We start from the raw sequence: 18,116 nt of genomic DNA, 5'->3' as shown, positions 1-18,116 counted from the left end.
GCGGTACGCACAAGGGGCCTTGCGCCGGAATTGGTGCAAAATAGCCCGTCAGAATGCGGCCGATATGGTCGGGAAAGGTTCTAGAATGCCAAAACCATCGAAGCGCATCACCGGCATCGTGCCTTCGGGCAAGGATGGCTGGGAAGTCCATTTCGCCGCCTGGACCCGGAGGGCAGCCGGCGAAGACATCATCGTGCTCTCGGTCGGCGATCACGACTTCGACACGCCCTCGGACACGATCGAGGCCTGCGTCAACGCCGTCCGCGGCAGCAATCACCACTATACGCCCTTGCCCGGCCTACCGCGCCTGCGCAAGGCGATGGCTGCGGCCTCCACCGCTTGCACCGGCATCCTGACGGAACCGGACGAGATCATCGCCACAGCCGGTGGCCAGGGCGCGCTCTACGCCGCCGTGCAGGGCGTGCTCGATGCCGGCGATCACGCCATCGTCGTCGCGCCTTACTACGCCACCTATCCCAACACCTTCAGCGCCGCCGGCGCCAGCTTCACCGTGGTCGAGACGCCGGCCGAGGACGGTTTCCAGCCGCACGCCGACATGATCCGCGCGGCGCTCAGGCCTAACACGCGCGCCATCCTGATCAACACGCCGAACAATCCGACCGGGGCCGTCTATTCGCGCGAACGGCTCCAAGAGCTGGCCGAAATCTGCAAGGAACGCGATCTCTGGCTGCTGTCCGACGAGGTCTACTGGACGCTTGGCGGCGGCGAGCACATCTCGCCGCGCTCGCTGCCCGGCATGGCCGAGCGCACGCTGGTCATTAATTCGATGTCGAAGAGCCATGGCATGACCGGCTGGCGCATGGGCTGGCTGACCGGCCCGAAAGCGATGATAGCGCTGATGACCGACCTCAACCTGGTGACGACCTACGGCCTGCCGGCGTTCATCTCGATCGCCTGCGCCGAGGCGCTGGAGAACCACTACGGCGTGAAGGAAATCGCCGAGCGCTACGCGGCGCGCCGCACCGTCTTCCTCAATGCCATACGCGGCGCAAATGAACTCACCGTGCACGGCTCCGAAGGCGGCATGTATGTCATGCTCGACATCACGGCCGTCGAGCCCGACGACGAGAAATTCGCTTGGGCGCTGCTCGACAAGGAAAAGGTCGGCGTCATGCCGGGCTCGAGCTTCGGCGAGGCCGCAGCCGGCCACATCCGAATCAGCCTCTGCCAGCCCGAACCTGTCCTTCAGGAAGCAGCGCTTCGCGTACGCCGCTTCGCTTCCAACTATCGCCGCGAGGCCGCATGACCAAGACCATTCCCAGTAAAGCCCGCGCCGTCATCATCGGCGGCGGCGTCTCGGGCTGCTCGGTCGCCTATCATCTGGCCAAGCTCGGCTGGACCGACATCGTGCTGCTCGAACGCAAGCAGCTCACCTGCGGCACGACCTGGCATGCGGCCGGCCTGATCGGCCAATTGCGCGCCTCGCAGAACATGACGCGGCTGGCGAAGTATTCCGCCGACCTCTACGTCAAGCTCGAGGCCGAAACCGGCGTCGGCACCGGCATGCGCCAGGTCGGCTCAATCACCGTCGCACTGACCGAGGAGCGCAAGCACGAGATCTACCGGCAGGCCTCGCTGGCCCGTGCCTTCGATGTGGACGTGCGCGAGATTTCGCCGAGCGAAGTCAAGGAGATGTATCCGCATCTCAATGTATCGGACGTAGTCGGCGCCGTGCATCTGCCGCTCGACGGCCAGTGCGATCCGGCCAACATCGCCATGGCGTTGGCCAAGGGCGCGCGCCAGCGCGGCGCCACGACCATCGAGAATGTGAAAGTCACCAAGGTCCATACCAGAAATGGCCGCGTCTCCGGCGTCTCCTGGGCTCAGGGCGAGGATCAGGGCACGATCGAGACCGACATCGTCGTCAACTGCGCCGGCATGTGGGCGCGCGAGCTTGGACGGCAGAACGGCGTCACCATTCCTCTGCATGCCTGCGAGCATTTCTATCTCGTCACCGAGCCGATCCCGGGTCTGTCTCGCCTGCCGGTGCTGCGCGTGCCGGACGAGTGCGCCTACTACAAGGAGGACGCCGGCAAGATGATGCTCGGTGCCTTCGAACCGGTGGCGAAACCCTGGGGCATGGACGGCATTCGCGAGGATTTCTGCTTCGACCAGTTGCCTGAGGACATGGACCATTTCGAGCCGATCCTGGAAATGGGCGTCAACCGCATGCCGATGCTGGGCACGGCCGGCATCCACACCTTCTTCAACGGCCCCGAAAGCTTTACCCCCGACGACCGCTACTATCTCGGCGAGGCGCCGGAGCTGTCCGGCTACTGGATGGCGACCGGCTACAATTCGATCGGCATCGTTTCCTCAGGCGGCGCCGGCATGGCGCTGGCGCAGTGGATCAACGACGGCGAGGCGCCCTTCGATCTCTGGGAGGTCGACATCCGCCGCGCCCAGCCGTTCCAGAAGAACCGCCGCTATCTCAAGGAGCGCGTCTCCGAAACGCTTGGCCTGCTCTATGCCGATCATTTTCCTTACCGCCAGATGGCGACCTCGCGTGGCGTGCGCCGCTCGCCTCTGCACGAGCATCTGAAGGCGCGCGGCGCCGTGTTCGGCGAGGTGGTGGGCTGGGAGCGCGCCAACTGGTTCGCTAGGCCCGGCCAGGAGCGCGAATACCGCTATTCCTGGAAGCGGCAGAACTGGTTCGACAACCAGCGCGAGGAGCATCTTGCCGTGCGCAACGGCGTCGGCCTGTTCGACATGACCTCCTTCGGCAAGATCCGCATCGAGGGCCGCGATGCCTGTGCCTTCCTGCAGCGGCTCTGCGCCAACGACATGGACGTCGCGCCCGGCAGGATCGTCTATACGCAGATGCTCAACGCCAAGGGCGGCATCGAGAGCGACCTCACCGTGACGCGGCTGTCGGAGACGGCCTATTTCCTCGTGGTGCCGGGCGCCACGCTTCAGCGCGACCTCGCTTGGCTGAGGCGGCATATCGCCGACGAGTTCGTCGTCATCACCGATGTGACCGCCGCCGAAGCCGTCATCTGCGTGATGGGTCCGGACTCGCGAAAGCTGATCCAGAAGGTCAGCCCCAACGATTTCTCCAACGAAGCCAACCCGTTCGGCACTTTTCAAGAGATCGAGGTCGGCATGGGGCTCGCCCGCGCCCATCGCGTGACCTATGTCGGCGAGCTCGGCTGGGAGCTCTATGTCTCGACCGAGCAGGCCGCTCATGTCTTCGAGGCGATCGCCGACGCTGGTGCCGATGTCGGGCTGAAGCTCTGCGGCCTGCACACGCTCGATTCCTGCCGTATCGAAAAAGCCTTCCGCCATTTCGGTCACGACATCACCGACGAGGACAATGTGCTGGAGGCCGGCCTCGGCTTTGCGGTGAAGACGAGCAAGCCCGATTTCATCGGCCGCGACGCGGTGCTGCGAAAGAAGGGAGCCGGGCTGAGCCGCCGCTTGGTGCAGTTCCGCCTCAAGGACCCCGAGCCCCTGCTCTTCCACAACGAAGCGATCCTGCGCGACGGCAGGATCGTCGGCCCGATCACCTCCGGCAATTACGGCCACCAACTCGGCGGCGCCATTGGCCTCGGCTATGTGCCGTGCCAGGGCGAGAACGAGGCGGAAGTGCTGGCATCGTCCTACGAGGTGGAAATCGCCGGTGAGCGTTTCGCCGCGGAAGCATCGCTGAAGCCGATGTACGATCCGAAGGCGGAACGGGTGCGGATGTAGCGCCTCTTTCCTTCTCCCCTTGTGGGAGAAGGTGGATCGGCGCGCAGCGCCGAGACGGATGAGGGGTGTTCCAGCGGAGTGAGACGCTGGCTTTCCCTGGAGCACCCCTCATCCGGCCGCTACGCGGCCACCTTCTCCCACAAGCGGAGAAGGGGAAACCGGCGCTCAAAACCTCTCCAGCCTCACCCGCACCTTCGCCAGGAATGCCGCCCGGCTCTTCGGCGTCGAGGAATCCATCAGATAATGCGCCAGAAAGAAGGTCTTGCAGCGCGTGGCGCAGAGCGCGCGCATGCCGCGCAAGATCGTCTTGCGGCCGGGCTGGCCGACAACGACGCTCCACCAGGTCGGCGCGCCGCAAGTGGTGATCACGCCGACCTTGGTCACATGCCGCATCAGCGACGTGATCCGTCCCTTGCCGACCGGCAGCTTGAAGGCGATGTCGGTTGCCCAGACGCGATCGAACCACCCCTTCAGCATGGCCGGCAGGCCATACCACCAGGTCGGATAGATGAAGAGGATCGCCTCAGCCCATTGCAGGTGCTCGAAATGCGGCTCGAGTACCGGATCCTCAGGCGCGCGGTCGTTGTAGGAGCGCCGCTCCTCGCAGCTCATCACCGGATTGAAATTCTCGGCATAGAGATCGAGGAGCCGTACGTCCCATCCTCGTCGTGTCAGCACTTCTATCGCCGTGTCGCGAATCGCCGCGCAATAGCTCTCCGGAACCGGATGGCAATAGACCACCAGCACGCGCATCAGAATTGATCCATGGTAGCCGCGACCGTAGCCATGAAGGCTTTGCGCGTCTGATCCGTCGAAAGGTTCATCGAATAATGCGCGAGATAGGAGACGGGCGCGCCAGGCTTGATGGTGGCCCGCAGCATACGCTTCACGATCTTGCGCGGCGGATCGCCCATCAGCATGGCGCGAAAACGGCTGCCGCCATAGGTGGTGACGGCCGTAAGCTTGCGGATGTTGTGCAGCGTCGGCCGAACCTTGCCGTCGACCAGCTTGAATGACACACCGGGCAGGAAGACGCGGTCGAAGAAGCCCTTCAGGATCGCCGGATAGCCGTAGTTCCAGACCGGAAACGACAATACCAGCGCCTCAGCGCTGCGCAGCCTGTCGACGTAGCCGGCGACCGTATCGTTCGGCCCACGCTGGTCGTGATAGCCGAGCCGCTCGGCGCGCGTCATCCGTGGATCGAAATCCTCGGCATAGAGATCGCAGTCGTCGATCTTGTGGCCCGCCGCGGAAAGCCGCTCGACGATCGTCCGGTGTAGGCCTGCATTGAAGCTGGTCTCCACCGGATGCGCGTAGAGCACGAGGATGTTCATCAACTCGCCTTTTGCAGGCCCTTGAACAGGAAGGGCTTGCCCGAGCGGTAATCGTAGCCGGGGTTCTCCCAGGCGATCATCTTGCCGGGGTTGAGCAGGCCTTGCGGGTCGGTCTCATGCTTGAAGGCAAGCTGCACCTCGTCGGTCTGCTTCATACCGCCTTCTTCCAGCGTGTAGCGATGCGGGTTGAAGATCCAGCAGCCATTGTCCTCGTGGATGCGGATGATCTCGTCGAGCCGCTCTTCCGTGGTGTAACGCACCAGCGGCAGGCCGGCGGCGCCGATCGCGCCGTCGAAGCGGATGAATTCGAGATGCGCCGGCACCTCGTCGCCAAACCGGTCGACCATCGCCTTGACGTGGGCGAGATGGTCGGGCGACGGATAGCGCGCCTGCAGGTAGGTGATGGTCGGATCGACCCGGATGGCGCGCAGCGTCGTGTGGTTCCAGGTCAGCTCGTAGGCCGGCGGCAGCCCCTTGAGATCAGCCTCCTGGTCGGCGCGGAAGACGATCTCACCCTTGCCGCTGCGCACGAAGGCGAGGAAGGCGTCCATGGCATGCGGCGCGATCATGCATACCACGATGCTCTGCTCGCGCCGGAAGAATTTCTGGTGCCGCTTGAAATAATCGTAAGGGATGGGCGCGGCGATCGGCGTGATCAGCTTCGCCAAAATGCCGTCCTGGGCGGCGAGATCGTTGCCGAAGCCGGCCGCGTCCATGAAATCGTCGAAACCGACAATGACGTCGATCCAGTCGTAGGACGCCGTCAGCGGCATCTCGACCTCGGTGATGATGCCGTTGGTGCCGTAGGCGTGCATCACCTTGAGAACCTCCTCGCCGGTGAGGTCCATGACGCGCGGCTCGGCCTCCATCGTCACGGTTCTCAGCCGGATGACATTGCCGAGGTCGCGCAGCCCGCCCCAGCGGATCGAGCCGACGCCACCCGAGCCGCCGGCGACGAAGCCGCCGATCGAGGCCGTGTTGTAGGTCGACGGCGACATGCGCAGTTCCTGGCTCGAGTGCGCCCGCGTCGCCTTGTCGATTTCGGCCAGAACCGCGCCCGGCCCGGTCACCACGCGGCCCGGCGCGATCGCCTTCACCTCGTTCATCTCGGCGAGATTGAGCACCACGCCGCCGGACAGCGGCATCGCCTGACCATAATTGCCGGTGCCGCTGCCGCGCGGCGTGACCGGCACGCCGTGGCGGTGGCAGGCGGCAAGCACGCGGATCACCTCGCCCTCATTCTTCGGCGTGACGATCAGGTCGCCGCTGACATGGTCGAGCTGCTGCTTCAGAACCGGGCTGTACCAGTAGAAGTCGCGGCTCTTCTGCTGGACGATGGCGGGATGGTCGTCGATCTTGAGCCCTTCGAGATCGCGCTTCAGCGCTTCGATATCCATCATTCCACCATCAGTTCATCGAGTTCGGCATAGTCGGGCAGCCTGCGTTCAATCGCCCGGCCGTCGCGCACGACGATGCGATCCGATTCGGGCCGCGACAGCAATTCGGTCCAGCTCCGTCCCTTGAAGACGACGAAGTCAGCGCTGCCGCCGGCAGCAAGCGTGCCGGCGCCGTCGAGCCGCATCACCTCTGCCGGCGTCGCCGCCACGGCCTTCGGCCAGTCGCCGACCGGGTGGTCGAAATGCAGGATGCGGGTCGCCATGCGATAGACCTCAAGCATGTCGAGATCTCCATAGGCGTAAAACGGATCGCGCGTGTTGTCGGAAGCGACCGCCACCTTGATGCCGCGCGCCTTCATCTCGTGCAGCAGCGTCACGCCGCGCCAGCGCGGGGTCGTGTTGTTGCCGCGCCTGTCCTGGAGATAGAGATTGCACATCGGCAGCGACACCACGGCGAGCCCCGCCTTCGCCACTTTGTCCAGCGTGTCGAGCACCTCGAGGTCCGGCTGGCGCGAGAGCGAACAGCAATGGCCGACGAGGATGTTGCCGTCAAAACCGTTCCACAGCGAAGCTTCGGCGATCTTCTTCAGCGAGATCGCCGCGACGTCGTCGGTCTCGTCGGCATGGAAATCGAGGTCGAGCCCGTGCTTGATGGCTTCAGCAAACACCTTGTCGAGCAATTCTTCGAGGTCGGGCACCATATAGGTAACCACGCCGAGCACGCCCTTGGCCGCTGCGACGCGTTTCGCCAGCCGCTCGAACCAGGCCATGTCGCGCACGCCTTCGATGCCGAGCAGGCAGGCAGCCTGCAGCTCGACGCGCCCGCGCCATTTTTCCCGCATCGTCTCGAACACAGGCCAGGAGATCTCCTCTTGCGGCGGCACGCTGTCGAGATGCGTGCGCACGGCCTTGGTGCCATGCGCGTAAGCTGAGCGCAGCGAGAAATCCATGCGCCGCGCGACGTCCTCCGCGCTCCAGCGGGCGGCGCGGTCGGCGCCGGTGGCATTGAGCGCGCCCATGAAGGTGCCGTCGGGATTGGGCTTTCGCGGCCAGATATGGCTCTTGTCGATATGGGTGTGGCAGTCGACGAAGCACGGCAGCACGATGCGGCCGCCAAGGTCGATCGCCTCGGCCGGTGCCACTGCCCGGTCGTGCGCGGCAAGGTCGGCGATCTTGCCATCGGCGATGGTAATGGCGGCCAGTGCAAACCCGTCCGGGTCGAAAGCGGCGGCAAGACCCGGCGTGAGGGATCGATGAAGCCGAACGTTGGCCAGGCGATAAGAACCAGAGGTTGGTATCAAGGCCTGCCCCCCGCTGTCCTATGCAACATAGTTCCCCAAAGGGGTCGGTTGGGTCGGAGACACGCTGAACGGCTGTGCGGAGACATCGCGAACAGTTTTGCACCGCCGCGAAGCTCGAAAGGAACGGCATGGATCCTAGGGTCTGCGCGTCCGCTTCGCTCCCGCTCCGCCCGAGGATGACGAAGAGGAAGGATGCCCGCACCAATCGCAAACGTCGGGGATACCGCAGCTCCTACCAATCTCCAGCGTTGGCGAATTGCATCCGCTTTCTTGTCCTTCGTCATCCACGGGCGGAGCGGAAGCGAAGCGGACGCGTAGACCCGAGGATCCATTCCGTTACGATCCCCCCAGAATGCGGCGGCACAAAAACTGTTCGCGATGTCTCCGCACGCCTGTTCGCTGTGTCTTCGGCTCAACCAGCCCCTCACTATTCTCAATCACATCACGCACCCTACCGCTCCTGCTTCAACGCGCTCTCGTGCCAGCGGCGCAGGATGAGATGCGACACCAGCGACAGCGCCAGGAAGATGAGGATGCCGGTCAGCGAGATCAGGATCAGCGCCGCGAACAGCCTCGGCGCGTTGAGCCGGTAGCCGGCCTCGATGATGCGCGAGGCAAGTCCGGACGACTGCCCCTGCGCGCCGGCAACGAACTCGGCGACCACCGCACCGATCAGCGACAGACCGCCGGCGATCTTCAGCCCGCCGAGGAAATAGGGCATCGCCGCCGGCAGGCGCAGATAGCGCAACTGCTGCCACCGCGTCGCGCCATTGAGCTTGAACAGGTCGCGCAAATTGCGGTCGACCGAGTTCAGCCCGAGCGTCGTGTTGGAAAGGATCGGGAAGAAGGCGACGATCCAGGCGCAGAGCAGAAGCTTCGTCGTCTGGTTGTTGATGTAGATGTTGATCAACGGGAAGATCGCGACGATCGGCGTCACCTGCAGCACGATGGCGAAGGGGAAGAACGACATCTCCACCCATTTCGACTGCGCGAACAGCACCGCCAGCCCGACCCCGCCGATGACGGCAAGCAACAGGCTGAGGAAGGTGATCCTCAGCGTCACCAGGAGCGACGAGAACAACAGGCCGGCATCGTCATGCAGCGTCTGCAGCACCACGCCAGGGCGCGGCAGGATGTATTGCGGGATCTCGTTCCAGACGCAGATGCGGTCCCACAGCCAGATCGCCAGCACCATGATCGCCAAGGGCAGCACCCACTTGCCGATCCGCTCCAGACGCTCCTGGCGAACGCGGCGCGCCTCCTCCGCGTCGAGCTGCAGCACGGTGTCTTCAGTGGCCGTCATGATGAGGTCCGGCGGTTGAGTTGATGGCATTCACCAGCACCTCCGAGGCCTGCCGGCAAAGCGCGGCATAGTCGGGCGAAGTCCGGAACGCCTCGTCGCGCGGATATGGCGCATCGACGGCAAGCTCGCCGAAGACGCGGCCCGGTCGTGCCGCCATGACGACGACGCGGCTCGACAGGAACACGCTTTCGAAAACGCTGTGGGTGACGAAGACGACGGTGAAGCGCTCGTCCTGCCAAAGCTCCAGTAGGTCGTTGTTGAGTTTGAAACGGGTGATCTCGTCGAGTGCGGCAAAAGGCTCATCCATCAGAAGGATGCGCGGCTTTGTCACCATGGCGCGAGCGATCGAAACGCGCATCTTCATGCCGCCGGAAAGCTCGCGCGGCACGGCATTCTCGAAGCCGGTGAGGTGGACGCGCGACAGCATTTCCATCACGGCGGGCTTGGCCCCGGCGCGCGACACGCCCTTCAGCCTGAGCGGCAGCCAGACATTGTCGAAGACGCTGGCCCAGGGCAGCAGCGTCGGTTCCTGGAAGACGAAGCCGATATTCGACCGGTCGATCGAGCCGCGCCAGTCGAGTTGGCCGGAGGTCGGCGTCGACAAGCCGGCGATCAGCCTCAGCGCCGTCGACTTGCCGCAGCCCGACGGGCCGAGCAGGCTGAGGAAATCGCCTTCCCGGATCGCCAGGTCGACCTTGCTCAGCGCCGTCACGCCGTTGGAAAAGACCTTGCCGACATTGCGCAGCGAAAGCAGCATCGGGCTCTCGCTCGATGCTGCTTTCTGCGCCACTTTCTCCTGGATCATCTCAGGCAGGCCGCCTTATTTCTTTAGCTCCAGCCCGACACCCTTGTTGATGAAGGCGAGGGTATAGGCCTTCTTGATGTCGATGCCCGGCTGCGCGACCTTTGCCTTGACCATCTTGTCGTAGAAGCTCTGGATGCGCGCATCGGTCATGGCGCCGATACCGAGCTTTTCCGAATCGCCGGAATCGACAATGCCGAACTTCTTCAGCTGCTCGATCGAGAAGGCGATCTGCTCATCCGTCATGTCCGGATTGTCCTTCTTGATCATCTCGTTGGCCGCCTTGTTGTCGCCGTAGAGATAATTGTACCAGCCTTTGGCCGAGCCATCGACGAAGCACTGCACCACTTCCGGCCGCTTGTCGATCGTGTCCTGCATCACCTCGATGGTCGTCGCGTAGGTATCCCAGCCGTTGTCGGCGAGCAGGAACTGGTTCGGCACGAAGCCGCCCTGCTTCTGCACGGCAAAAGGCTCGGATGTGACATAGCCTTGCTGGATCGACTTCTTGTTGGCGATGAAGGGCGCCGGATTGAACGTGTAGGGTACGCGCTTGGCGGCATCGAAGCCGAGATCGGTCACCATCCACTGGAAGAAGGTCTGCGCGCCCTCGTCGCCGAGGATGTATTGGTCGGCGTTCTTGAGGTCCTCCCATTTATCGAGCCCCTGCCCCGGCTGGGACATGATGACCTGAGGATCCTTCTGGAAGTCGGCGGCGACGACGCGCATCGGAATGCCCTGCTGCACGGCGTCGAAGGCCGAGAGCAGGTTGCCACCCATGTAGAAATCGATCTTGCCGGCAAGCAGCATGGGCCGGCCGCTGACCTGCGGGCCGCCCTGCATGATGGTCACGTCGAGGCCGCAGGCGGCATAGGTGCCGTCGGCGATCGCCTGGTAGTAGCCGCCATGTTCCGGCTCGGCCAGCCAGTTGGTGCCGAAGGTGACCTTCTCGTTGGCCGCTGCGCCCAGCGTGCTGGCTGCAAGCAGCGCGATCGCACCCGCCAGGATCTTTTCTTTTCCGTACATTAACATCACCCTCTCTTCGCTCCGGCGCGCTGTGCGCTGGGCTCGACACCGTTGGTTCAAGAAGCAAGACACATGCCACCGCCTGGGCCGCCTGCTTGCGCGGCAGTCATTGCCGAGACCGGACGGGTCATGCTGTACGGGAGGCATCGTGCCTATTTTTTGGACGCCTGTCCATAATCGCCCGGGTGGCATGCACCGCATCTTGAAGCTTTCGTGAATCCGGCCTTAGTCTGCCTGCGGACAGGAGAATGCCATGCTCAAATATCTCGCCCCCCAATCGATCAAGCCGCCCTTTGCCCGCTATAGTCACGGCGTCGAAATCCCAGTGGGAAAGCGCATTGTCCTGTGCTCCGGCCAGCTGGGCATAGCGCCGGATGATGCCGTCCCCGAGGATGCCGGCGCGCAGACCGAGCTCTGCTTCAAGAACATTGCCGCGATCTTAAGCGAAGCCGGGCTGACGCTGAACGATGTCGTGCGCATCAACGCCTTCGTCACCGACCGCGCACATCTGCAGGCCTATATGGATGTCCGCAACCGCCTCTTTTCCGATCCGGCGCCGGCCTCGACGCTTATGATCGTTTCGGGCTTTGCCCGCCCGGAATTCAAGGTCGAGGTGGAAGTGCTGGCAGCCGGCTAGCGGTTGCCTGCGGACGCCAAGCGCTCTAGACCGCTCCAGTCCGGACAAACGGACCTTCGGGAGACGACATTGACAAAAAAACGTGTGTGGTGGGGCGACTACCGGACGACCGAATACGCCTCGATCGACGCGGAGGCAACGATCGCCGTGCTGCCGGTGGCGGCGATCGAGCAGCATGGCCCGCACCTTCCGGTTTCGACCGACACCTCGATCATGATGGGCATGCTGGAGACGGTGATCGCGCGCCTGCCCGAGGACCTCGATATCCGCATCCTGCCGATCCAGGCAGTCGGCAAGTCGAATGAGCATCTGCATGCGCCGGGCACGCTCACCCTGCCGGCCACCACGCTGGTGGATGCATGGACCGAGCTTGGCCTGTCGATCGCGCGTGCCGGGGTGAGAAAACTGATCGTCGTCAACTCGCATGGCGGCAACGAGGAGATCATGGGCATCATCACGCGCGAATTGCGCGTGCGCGCAAGAATGCTGGCGGTGAAGACGAGCTGGCAGCGCTTCGGCCGGCCGGCCGGCATGTATACCGAGCTGGAAGACCGCCACGGCATCCATGGCGGCGATGTCGAGACCTCGCTGATGCTGCACTTCCGGCCGGATCTCGTCGACATGGGCAAGGCCGATAATTTCGTCTCGCATGTGGGTCGCGCCGAAAAGGAATTCGCCCTGCTGCGCCACACCGGAACGCACGCCTTCGCCTGGATCGCCAGCGACCTCAATCCGAACGGCGTGGTCGGCGACGCCAGCATCGCCACCGCCGAAAAAGGCCGGCTGACCGCCGAGCATCAGGCGGATGGTTTCATCGGCCTTGTCAGAGATGTTCGTAAGGCGAGGCTTGCGGACTGGCTGCTTTAAGCCTGGATATCCAGCTCGAACGGCGTCCCTTCAAACGCGTCGGCGCCGCGCCCGATTGCTTCGATCGCCGCAATCATCCGGCCGTCACGCCCGAGCAAGGTATCGGCGACGGCAATCAGCCGGGGATTGGGCGTCGCTGACGGCGAGAGAAAGCGTAGCGTCTTCGCCAGTTCCGCCTCGTCGCGCTTGGGCGCCAGCGCTGCCGCGATGATATAGGCCGATGCCGTCGAGCGGCTGATGCCGGCATAGCAGTGCACGACCATGGGCTTTACCCGATCCCAGCGATAGGCGAAGTCGAGCAGCGCGCGCACATGCTCCTCGCCCGGCATGGTCATGCCTTCCTGCGCGACTGCGATATCGTGCATGACCAGATGCAGATGATTCTCCGCCAGGATAGAAGCCGGACGTGTCACTTCGGTGCCCGCCGCGAGCAGCGACAGCAGTCGCTCGGCGCCAGTCCTCGCCACCGTCTCTTCCAGCTTCGACAGCGAGCAGACGTGAATCATGGCGCGGTCTCCTTCGCCGCATCGTCGCGCCGCGCGCCCCAGTCGGCAAGCGCGCTTTCGAGGCGCTGCCATTCCTCCTCGCTGCCCGGCAGACCGATGCGCAAGACATGGGGCCGCGCGGCGAAATGGCGAACCAGCACACCACGCCGCCCAAGTGCCGCAAACAGGTTTGGAGCGTCAGGGAAAGACAAATAGCGGAACAGACTGGTGCCGCCGGCGACCGGAACCTCGAATCGGCCGAGCAACGCGTCGAGACGCTCGGCATCGCCTGCAAGGCGTCGCCGCATGTCGCCGAGCCACTTGGTGTCCGCCAACGCGCGGATACCGTATTCGAGCGCCGGGCCGGCAACGGCCCAAGGCCCGAGTTGTACGTCGAGCCGCTCGACCGTCAGCGTATCGGCAAGCGCGAAGCCGAGCCTGACGCCGGCAAGTCCGAAGAACTTGCCGAAGGAGCGCAGCACCACGATGCCGCCCTCCCCGACGCCGCCGGCCAGGCTGTGCTCTATTGGGCCGACATCCATGAAGGCTTCGTCGACGACCAGCAGACCGCCCCTCGCGCGAAGCCGCACGGCGAGATCGAGCAATCGGTTCCGTTCGATCACCCGACCATCCGGATTGTTCGGATTCACCAGCACCGCAAGGTCGGCGTCCGCCAACGCTGTGAAGTCGTTCACCTCCGCGACCGCATGGCCCGCGATCGCGGCAGCCCTGGCGTGTTCGGCATAGGTCGGACCGAGCACCCGCGCCTTGCCGGGCCTCACCAGTGACGCGACGCGAGGCAGGAGGATTTGCGTGCCAGGCCCGGCCGCGACATGCGCAGCCGACGGCGCGCCATAGGCCTTGGCCGCAATTTCGGCCAATTCACGCAGCCGTTCGGATTCCGGCAATCGTGACAGGGCGGTGGCGGGCAATTCAAAAAGCGGATAGGAGTGCGGATTGATACCTGTCGAGAGGTCGACGAAAGGCCGTGGCGCGTGGGGGAAGAGCGCGCTCGCCCGGCCGAGGGATCCGCCGTGATCCACTGCAGCAACCGCTCCATCAAGAAGCTTCATGTCGATCCTGATCGCTTTCCTGTCACTCGCCGTTGAACGTGCCCTTGGCTATCCGGACTGGCTGTTTAACGCCATCGGCCATCCGGTAACCTGGATCGGCAGGCTGATATCCTTTCTCGATCGCCGGCTCAACCGCGCGACCGATTCCGACGAATTGCGTCGTCGCCGCGGCGTCCAGGCGCTGCTCGTCATCCTGCTGGTGCCGGCGGCCATCGGCCTGGCGCTGCATGTCCTGCTCTGGCTGATCTTCCCATCCGGCCTTGTCATTGCAGCCATCCTCGGCTCATCGCTGCTGTCACAGAAAAGCCTGGCGGAGCATGTCGAGGATGTCGCCGATGCGCTGGAGACCGGCGGCCTGACGCTTGGCCGTATCGCCGTTTCGCGCATCGTCGGCCGCGATCCGGAAAAGCTCGACAAGGCGGGCGTCGCCCGGGCGGCGATCGAAAGCCTGGCCGAGAATTTCTCCGACGGCATCGTCGCGCCAGCCTTCTGGACCGGCATCGGCGGGCTGGCCGGGGGTGCTGCCTACAAGGCCGCCAACACCGCCGATTCGATGATCGGCCACCGCACGCCGAAATATGAGGCCTTCGGCCGCGCCGCGGCGCTCTTCGACGACAGGATCAACCTGCCGGCATCGCGGCTCACCGGTCTGCTGATCGTGCTCGCGGCCTTCCTGGTCAAAGGTGCCGATCCCCGGGAGGCTTGGTTGGTCATGCGCCGCGACGCGAAAAAGCATCGCTCGCCCAATGCCGGCTGGCCGGAAGCCGCCATGGCCGGTGCCTTGGGCCTAGCCCTAGCAGGGCCGCGCAGCTATGGCGGCGATATCGTCGAGGACGCCTTCATGGGCGAAGGCGGCCGGCGCGAGGCGGAAAGCACCGACATAAGACAGGCGCTGAGACTCTATCGAGTCGCCGATGGGCTGCTGATTGCGCTGTTCGGCATCCTGTCAGCGGCCGTGATCTACGTGACCATCCTGATTGCCGGTTAGAATTCTATTCCCTGCTGCGCCTTAACGCCGGCCGAGAAATGGTGCTTGGTCAGGCCCATCTCGGTAACGAGGTCGGCCGCCTCGACGAGCAGCGGCTTGGCGTTGCGGCCGGTGACGATGACGTGCAGGCCCTCGCGGCGCGCCTTCAGCGCCGCGACCACCTTCTCCAGATCAAGGTAATCGTAGCGCAGGGCGATATTGAGCTCATCGAGCACCACGAGGCTGATCGAGGGATCGGCCATCAACTCGAGCGCCTTCGCCCAGGCGGCTTCGGCGGCGGCGATGTCGCGCTTCAGGTCCTGGGTTTCCCAGGTGAAGCCTTCGCCCATCGCGTGCCAGACGACGCGGTCGCCGAAAGCGGCGAAGGCATCCTTTTCGCCCGTATGCCACTTGCCCTTGATGAACTGGACGACGCCGACACGCTTGCCGTAGCCGAGCATCCTCAGCGCCAGCCCGAAGGCAGCCGTGGTCTTGCCCTTGCCCGGCCCCGTGTTGACGATCAGCAGTCCCTTCTCGATCGTCTTGCCAGCCACCTCGGCATCCTGGACCGCCTTGCGCTTGGCCATCTTGGCGCGATGGCGTTCGGCGTCCCCCTCATTGATGGTCTTGTCGTCGATCTCGGCCATGTCACTTCACCCTGAGCGGCAGCCCCGCCACCATCATCAACACGCTGTCGGCAACCGCCGCGACCTGCTGGTTGAGCCGGCCGGCAGCATCGCGGAACCGGCGCGCCAGCGCATTGTCCGGCACGATGCCGAGCCCGACTTCGTTCGACACCACGAACCAGGGCCCACGCGGACGCGACAGCACATCGGTCAGCCGCCGGCACTCGGCCTCGATATCATGGTCGGCCAGCATATGATTGGTAAGCCACAATGTCAGGCAGTCGACGAGCACCGGCTGGTGATCGGGCAAGGCCTCGATCGCGTCGGTGAGATCGAGCGGCGCATCGACGGTGACCCAGCCTTCGCCGCGGCGCGCGCGATGCAGCGCGATACGCTCGCGCATCTCGTCGTCATAGGCCTGCGCGGTGGCGATGTAGGTCCAGGGCGACGGGCTTGCCGTCGCCAAGGTTTCGGCATGCGCGCTCTTTCCCGAGCGCGCGCCGCCGACGATGAAGGTCAGACGACCCTTGGCGCGATCAGGCAAAGCTGCCGCGCAGGCTGGTCGCCGTGCCGGTGAAGCGGCCGCGCACCACGCCGACAACTGCGCCCAGCACCAGCCAGAACACCAGATCGGTGAGCGTCACCGCCACGACGAACTGGTGATGCAGGCCTTCGGGGATCGCGGTCTCGAAGCTTTCCGGCTGCGGCGCACCGACAATGTGCGGCGCCACGATCAGCGCAACACCGAGGATCGCAAGCGGCAGCGACTTTCGGAAAGCGATCAAACCGAGCCCGGCGGCCGTCGCGGCCACTGTCGAAATCCACCAGATCTGGCGCGGCAAAAGCTCGGCCGCGGGCATCGCCGGCAGTTCGGGTGGCAGGCCGAGGCCGGGCGCCAACGTGAACACGGCAAAGCCGGCAAGGCCCCAGAAGATGCCCTGGCGCCAGTTGCCGATGCCGCCGGCGAATTCGGAGACCGCGACCAGGATCAGCGCGAAGCCGATGCCGGTGACGATGTTGGCGACCACGTTGAAGGCGAAGCGCTCGAAGCCGTCGGCCGGCGCCCAGCCCTCGTCCTCGGCCGGAGCAGTTGCTTCCGCCGGCGCCGGAGCCGCGCTGCTCATCGCGTTGTCCGCCGGAGCGGCCGAACTCATTGCGTTGTTGCTTGTGCTGGCGGCGGCATGATCGTGGTGATGACCGCCGCCGGCCTTTTCATAGACTTCCGCCTTCAGGATCAGCGGCACGGTCGCATAGGCCTGCATGCAGGCGAGCGCTATGCCCGCCACGAGCCCCGCGATCGCCGCGATGAACACGACGTTGCGAAACAGGTTCATGATGTCAGGCCTTGCTCAGTGGCAGGGAAAAGCCATCGAATGGCGATAGTCGTGCGCGGCGTTGTGGACCGCATCGATATGCGAGAAGCCGACGAAACCGACGACGAAAATGCCGAGCAGCGCGGCCAAGGCCAGCTGCATGATGCGCGACTGCGAGGAGACGGAGGCGCCTAGGGAGACGGAAGCGGTATTCATGTCTTGTCCTTTCGCCCTCCACCCGAGGGCATCGAAGTCAACTTTCCCGTCGCCGGCAGGTCTCCTGGCTCGCGGATCCGCGCCCTTCCCCACCTTCCCGAGGAAAACCCTCAGTGGTTTATGGAGAGGACTACCGCACACAGTTGCGGGGGCAGCCACGGCTTTGGGTGGAAACTCCACCCTCACCGCATTCCCTCTTGGCTCCAAAAACGGAACCGACGACGGCGCAGACTATATGCAGAATCGCCGCGCCCGGCAAACCAAATTCCGTCACGTCGCAGCGTGATTGCGGCACGGGTTTGGGTTTCCGACCCCACGCATGTCTTTGTCCCGAAAACGGTTCCCACTTTCGGCAGACAGGCTTTAAGAAGCGGCGATCCGCTCGGCAACCAACTGCTGCAATCGCCACAAATGGCGGTCGTGAATGCCGCGCTGCTCGAGGTTCTTCACCGTATTGTAGAGATAGTCCGCGCCCGAGCCCCAATGGCCGCAGGATGTCGCCAGCCTCTCGACCACCACCTTCTCCTCGATCGGACCGGCATAGGTCGTGCCTTTGCGGTTGATCACAAACGCCAGCGCCCGGAAGCGTCCGGCGTTGCCCGTCAGGTTGAGCAGCCGCGGATGATAGCTTGTCGGCTTCAGCGTCATCTCGCGCCGGAAAAGCTTGTCCAATGCCTGCCGGCGGTCGTTGCCGTTCAGCCGGAAGGCGACGCCCTTGCACTGCCCGCCGCGATCCAGGGCCATCATCAGGCCCGGCTGCTCCTTGGTACCGCGCCAGCGCGTCATGTTCATGCAGAAGGAACGGTGCCAGCCGCGCGCGACGGCGACCCGCTCCTCGACATGATCGATCTCGGGCTTCCAGATCAGCGAACCATAGCCGAAGAGCCAGAGCGGCTCGTCGGCGGGGAGTTCAGCCTCCAGGGTGTCCAGCATCGTCTCATAGTCGGCGTTATCGAGATGCGCGGCATGCGGATCGGGGCCGCTGTCTTCGACGACTCGAAAACAACGAGCGACCAGCTCCTCGGTGAGCGACATCGTTCTTGCAGGCATATTTGCGATCC

General features: G+C 64.3%; 19 protein-coding genes and 1 riboswitch. Of the genes, 5 read left to right on the top strand and 14 right to left on the bottom strand.

Going from position 1 to position 18,116, the window contains the following annotated elements:
• The first annotated feature begins 85 nt into the window (after positions 1-85).
• Together P9236_RS01860 and P9236_RS01855 are read left to right on the top strand one after the other, a co-directional pair.
• Complete coding sequence (locus tag P9236_RS01860) at positions 86-1,267, top strand: pyridoxal phosphate-dependent aminotransferase (RefSeq protein WP_278072897.1); 1,182 nt, start codon at positions 86-88, stop codon at positions 1,265-1,267.
• On the top strand, positions 1,264-3,711 hold the full coding sequence (locus tag P9236_RS01855; RefSeq protein ID WP_278072896.1) for an FAD-dependent oxidoreductase: 2,448 nt from the start codon (positions 1,264-1,266) through the stop codon (positions 3,709-3,711). Before P9236_RS01860 ends, P9236_RS01855 begins: the two co-directional genes overlap by 4 nt.
• Positions 3,712-3,876: 165 nt before the next feature.
• On the opposite strand, the gene P9236_RS01850 is transcribed toward P9236_RS01855, so the two are convergent.
• The 7 genes from P9236_RS01850 to P9236_RS01820 all read right to left on the bottom strand — a co-directional run bounded on the left by P9236_RS01850 (position 3,877) and on the right by P9236_RS01820 (position 10,871).
• Entirely contained in the window at positions 3,877-4,464 is a 588-nt protein-coding gene (locus tag P9236_RS01850) for an NAD(P)H-dependent oxidoreductase (protein ID WP_278072895.1), read from the bottom strand.
• Complete coding sequence (locus tag P9236_RS01845; RefSeq protein WP_278072894.1) at positions 4,464-5,045, bottom strand: NAD(P)H-dependent oxidoreductase; 582 nt, start codon at positions 5,043-5,045, stop codon at positions 4,464-4,466. The genes P9236_RS01850 and P9236_RS01845 overlap by 1 nt, the downstream gene beginning before the upstream one ends.
• Positions 5,045-6,445, bottom strand: coding sequence for an FAD-binding oxidoreductase (locus tag P9236_RS01840; protein WP_278072893.1), 1,401 nt, complete (start codon positions 6,443-6,445; stop codon positions 5,045-5,047). Before P9236_RS01840 ends, P9236_RS01845 begins: the two co-directional genes overlap by 1 nt.
• A complete protein-coding gene (locus tag P9236_RS01835) occupies positions 6,442-7,743 on the bottom strand; it encodes a cytosine deaminase (protein ID WP_278072892.1) in 1,302 nt (433 codons plus the stop codon). The genes P9236_RS01840 and P9236_RS01835 overlap by 4 nt, the downstream gene beginning before the upstream one ends.
• A gap of 451 nt (positions 7,744-8,194) precedes the next feature.
• Positions 8,195-9,046 (bottom strand): ABC transporter permease, encoded by an 852-nt coding sequence (locus P9236_RS01830; protein WP_278072891.1) that lies wholly within the window; start codon positions 9,044-9,046, stop codon positions 8,195-8,197.
• Positions 9,033-9,851, bottom strand: coding sequence for an ABC transporter ATP-binding protein (locus P9236_RS01825; RefSeq protein WP_278072890.1), 819 nt, complete (start codon positions 9,849-9,851; stop codon positions 9,033-9,035). The genes P9236_RS01830 and P9236_RS01825 overlap by 14 nt, the downstream gene beginning before the upstream one ends.
• 15 nt (positions 9,852-9,866) lie before the next feature.
• A complete protein-coding gene (locus tag P9236_RS01820) occupies positions 9,867-10,871 on the bottom strand; it encodes an ABC transporter substrate-binding protein (protein ID WP_278072889.1) in 1,005 nt (334 codons plus the stop codon).
• Positions 10,872-11,124: 253 nt separating this feature from the next.
• On the opposite strand from P9236_RS01820, the gene P9236_RS01815 reads away from it, so the two are divergent.
• On the top strand, positions 11,125-11,508 hold the full coding sequence (locus P9236_RS01815; RefSeq protein ID WP_192255768.1) for a RidA family protein: 384 nt from the start codon (positions 11,125-11,127) through the stop codon (positions 11,506-11,508).
• 69 nt (positions 11,509-11,577) lie between these two features.
• Positions 11,578-12,375 (top strand): creatininase family protein, encoded by a 798-nt coding sequence (locus tag P9236_RS01810; RefSeq protein ID WP_278072888.1) that lies wholly within the window; start codon positions 11,578-11,580, stop codon positions 12,373-12,375.
• On the opposite strand, the gene P9236_RS01805 is transcribed toward P9236_RS01810, so the two are convergent.
• Both P9236_RS01805 and cobD read right to left on the bottom strand, forming a co-directional pair.
• A complete protein-coding gene (locus tag P9236_RS01805) occupies positions 12,372-12,881 on the bottom strand; it encodes a tyrosine phosphatase family protein (protein WP_278072887.1) in 510 nt (169 codons plus the stop codon). The genes P9236_RS01810 and P9236_RS01805 overlap by 4 nt on opposite strands.
• Positions 12,878-13,933 (bottom strand): threonine-phosphate decarboxylase CobD, encoded by a 1,056-nt coding sequence (gene cobD / locus P9236_RS01800; protein WP_278072886.1) that lies wholly within the window; start codon positions 13,931-13,933, stop codon positions 12,878-12,880. The genes P9236_RS01805 and cobD overlap by 4 nt, the downstream gene beginning before the upstream one ends.
• Between cobD and cbiB the strand changes: the two genes are divergently transcribed.
• Positions 13,932-14,921, top strand: coding sequence for an adenosylcobinamide-phosphate synthase CbiB (cbiB, locus tag P9236_RS01795; RefSeq protein ID WP_278072885.1), 990 nt, complete (start codon positions 13,932-13,934; stop codon positions 14,919-14,921). The two genes, cobD and cbiB, sit on opposite strands and share 2 nt — an antisense overlap.
• Here cbiB and cobO read toward each other — a convergent pair.
• The 5 genes from cobO to P9236_RS01770 form a co-directional block, all read right to left on the bottom strand.
• On the bottom strand, positions 14,918-15,547 hold the full coding sequence (cobO, locus tag P9236_RS01790; protein ID WP_278072884.1) for a cob(I)yrinic acid a,c-diamide adenosyltransferase: 630 nt from the start codon (positions 15,545-15,547) through the stop codon (positions 14,918-14,920). The genes cbiB and cobO overlap by 4 nt on opposite strands.
• A gap of 1 nt (position 15,548) precedes the next feature.
• On the bottom strand, positions 15,549-16,070 hold the full coding sequence (gene cobU, locus P9236_RS01785; RefSeq protein ID WP_278072883.1) for a bifunctional adenosylcobinamide kinase/adenosylcobinamide-phosphate guanylyltransferase: 522 nt from the start codon (positions 16,068-16,070) through the stop codon (positions 15,549-15,551).
• Positions 16,063-16,860: a CbtA family protein gene (locus tag P9236_RS01780; protein ID WP_278072882.1), complete on the bottom strand. Its 798-nt coding sequence runs from the start codon at positions 16,858-16,860 to the stop codon at positions 16,063-16,065. Before P9236_RS01780 ends, cobU begins: the two co-directional genes overlap by 8 nt.
• 15 nt (positions 16,861-16,875) lie before the next feature.
• Positions 16,876-17,055: a CbtB domain-containing protein gene (locus tag P9236_RS01775; RefSeq protein WP_095780832.1), complete on the bottom strand. Its 180-nt coding sequence runs from the start codon at positions 17,053-17,055 to the stop codon at positions 16,876-16,878.
• Positions 17,056-17,091: 36 nt separating this feature from the next.
• Positions 17,092-17,290: riboswitch (cobalamin riboswitch) on the bottom strand.
• A 128-nt stretch (positions 17,291-17,418) separates the two neighbouring features.
• Positions 17,419-18,105: a gamma-glutamylcyclotransferase gene (locus P9236_RS01770; protein WP_278072881.1), complete on the bottom strand. Its 687-nt coding sequence runs from the start codon at positions 18,103-18,105 to the stop codon at positions 17,419-17,421.
• Positions 18,106-18,116: the final 11 nt, after the last annotated feature.

The sequence above is a fragment of the Mesorhizobium sp. WSM4884 genome, assembly GCF_029625675.1.
Lineage (GTDB): Bacteria > Pseudomonadota > Alphaproteobacteria > Rhizobiales > Rhizobiaceae > Mesorhizobium.
Note: the sequence above shows the minus strand (reverse complement) of the source record. Positions and strands in the feature narration are given on the sequence as shown.

What these genes read in the sequence shown, in the direction of transcription:
- P9236_RS01860 (WP_278072897.1), top strand. Translation starts at nt 86, where the DNA reads ATGCCAAAACCATCGAAGCGCATCACCGGCATCGTGCCTTCGGGCAAG.
- P9236_RS01855 (WP_278072896.1), top strand. Translation starts at nt 1,264, where the DNA reads ATGACCAAGACCATTCCCAGTAAAGCCCGCGCCGTCATCATCGGCGGC.
- P9236_RS01850 (WP_278072895.1), bottom strand. Translation starts at nt 4,464, where the DNA reads ATGCGCGTGCTGGTGGTCTATTGCCATCCGGTTCCGGAGAGCTATTGC.
- P9236_RS01845 (WP_278072894.1), bottom strand. Translation starts at nt 5,045, where the DNA reads ATGAACATCCTCGTGCTCTACGCGCATCCGGTGGAGACCAGCTTCAAT.
- P9236_RS01840 (WP_278072893.1), bottom strand. Translation starts at nt 6,445, where the DNA reads ATGATGGATATCGAAGCGCTGAAGCGCGATCTCGAAGGGCTCAAGATC.
- P9236_RS01830 (WP_278072891.1), bottom strand. Translation starts at nt 9,046, where the DNA reads ATGACGGCCACTGAAGACACCGTGCTGCAGCTCGACGCGGAGGAGGCG.
- P9236_RS01825 (WP_278072890.1), bottom strand. Translation starts at nt 9,851, where the DNA reads ATGATCCAGGAGAAAGTGGCGCAGAAAGCAGCATCGAGCGAGAGCCCG.
- P9236_RS01820 (WP_278072889.1), bottom strand. Translation starts at nt 10,871, where the DNA reads ATGTACGGAAAAGAAAAGATCCTGGCGGGTGCGATCGCGCTGCTTGCA.
- P9236_RS01815 (WP_192255768.1), top strand. Translation starts at nt 11,125, where the DNA reads ATGCTCAAATATCTCGCCCCCCAATCGATCAAGCCGCCCTTTGCCCGC.
- P9236_RS01805 (WP_278072887.1), bottom strand. Translation starts at nt 12,881, where the DNA reads ATGATTCACGTCTGCTCGCTGTCGAAGCTGGAAGAGACGGTGGCGAGG.
- cbiB (WP_278072885.1), top strand. Translation starts at nt 13,932, where the DNA reads ATGTCGATCCTGATCGCTTTCCTGTCACTCGCCGTTGAACGTGCCCTT.
- cobD (WP_278072886.1), bottom strand. Translation starts at nt 13,933, where the DNA reads ATGAAGCTTCTTGATGGAGCGGTTGCTGCAGTGGATCACGGCGGATCC.
- cobO (WP_278072884.1), bottom strand. Translation starts at nt 15,547, where the DNA reads ATGGCCGAGATCGACGACAAGACCATCAATGAGGGGGACGCCGAACGC.
- P9236_RS01780 (WP_278072882.1), bottom strand. Translation starts at nt 16,860, where the DNA reads ATGAACCTGTTTCGCAACGTCGTGTTCATCGCGGCGATCGCGGGGCTC.
- P9236_RS01775 (WP_095780832.1), bottom strand. Translation starts at nt 17,055, where the DNA reads ATGAATACCGCTTCCGTCTCCCTAGGCGCCTCCGTCTCCTCGCAGTCG.
- P9236_RS01770 (WP_278072881.1), bottom strand. Translation starts at nt 18,105, where the DNA reads ATGCCTGCAAGAACGATGTCGCTCACCGAGGAGCTGGTCGCTCGTTGT.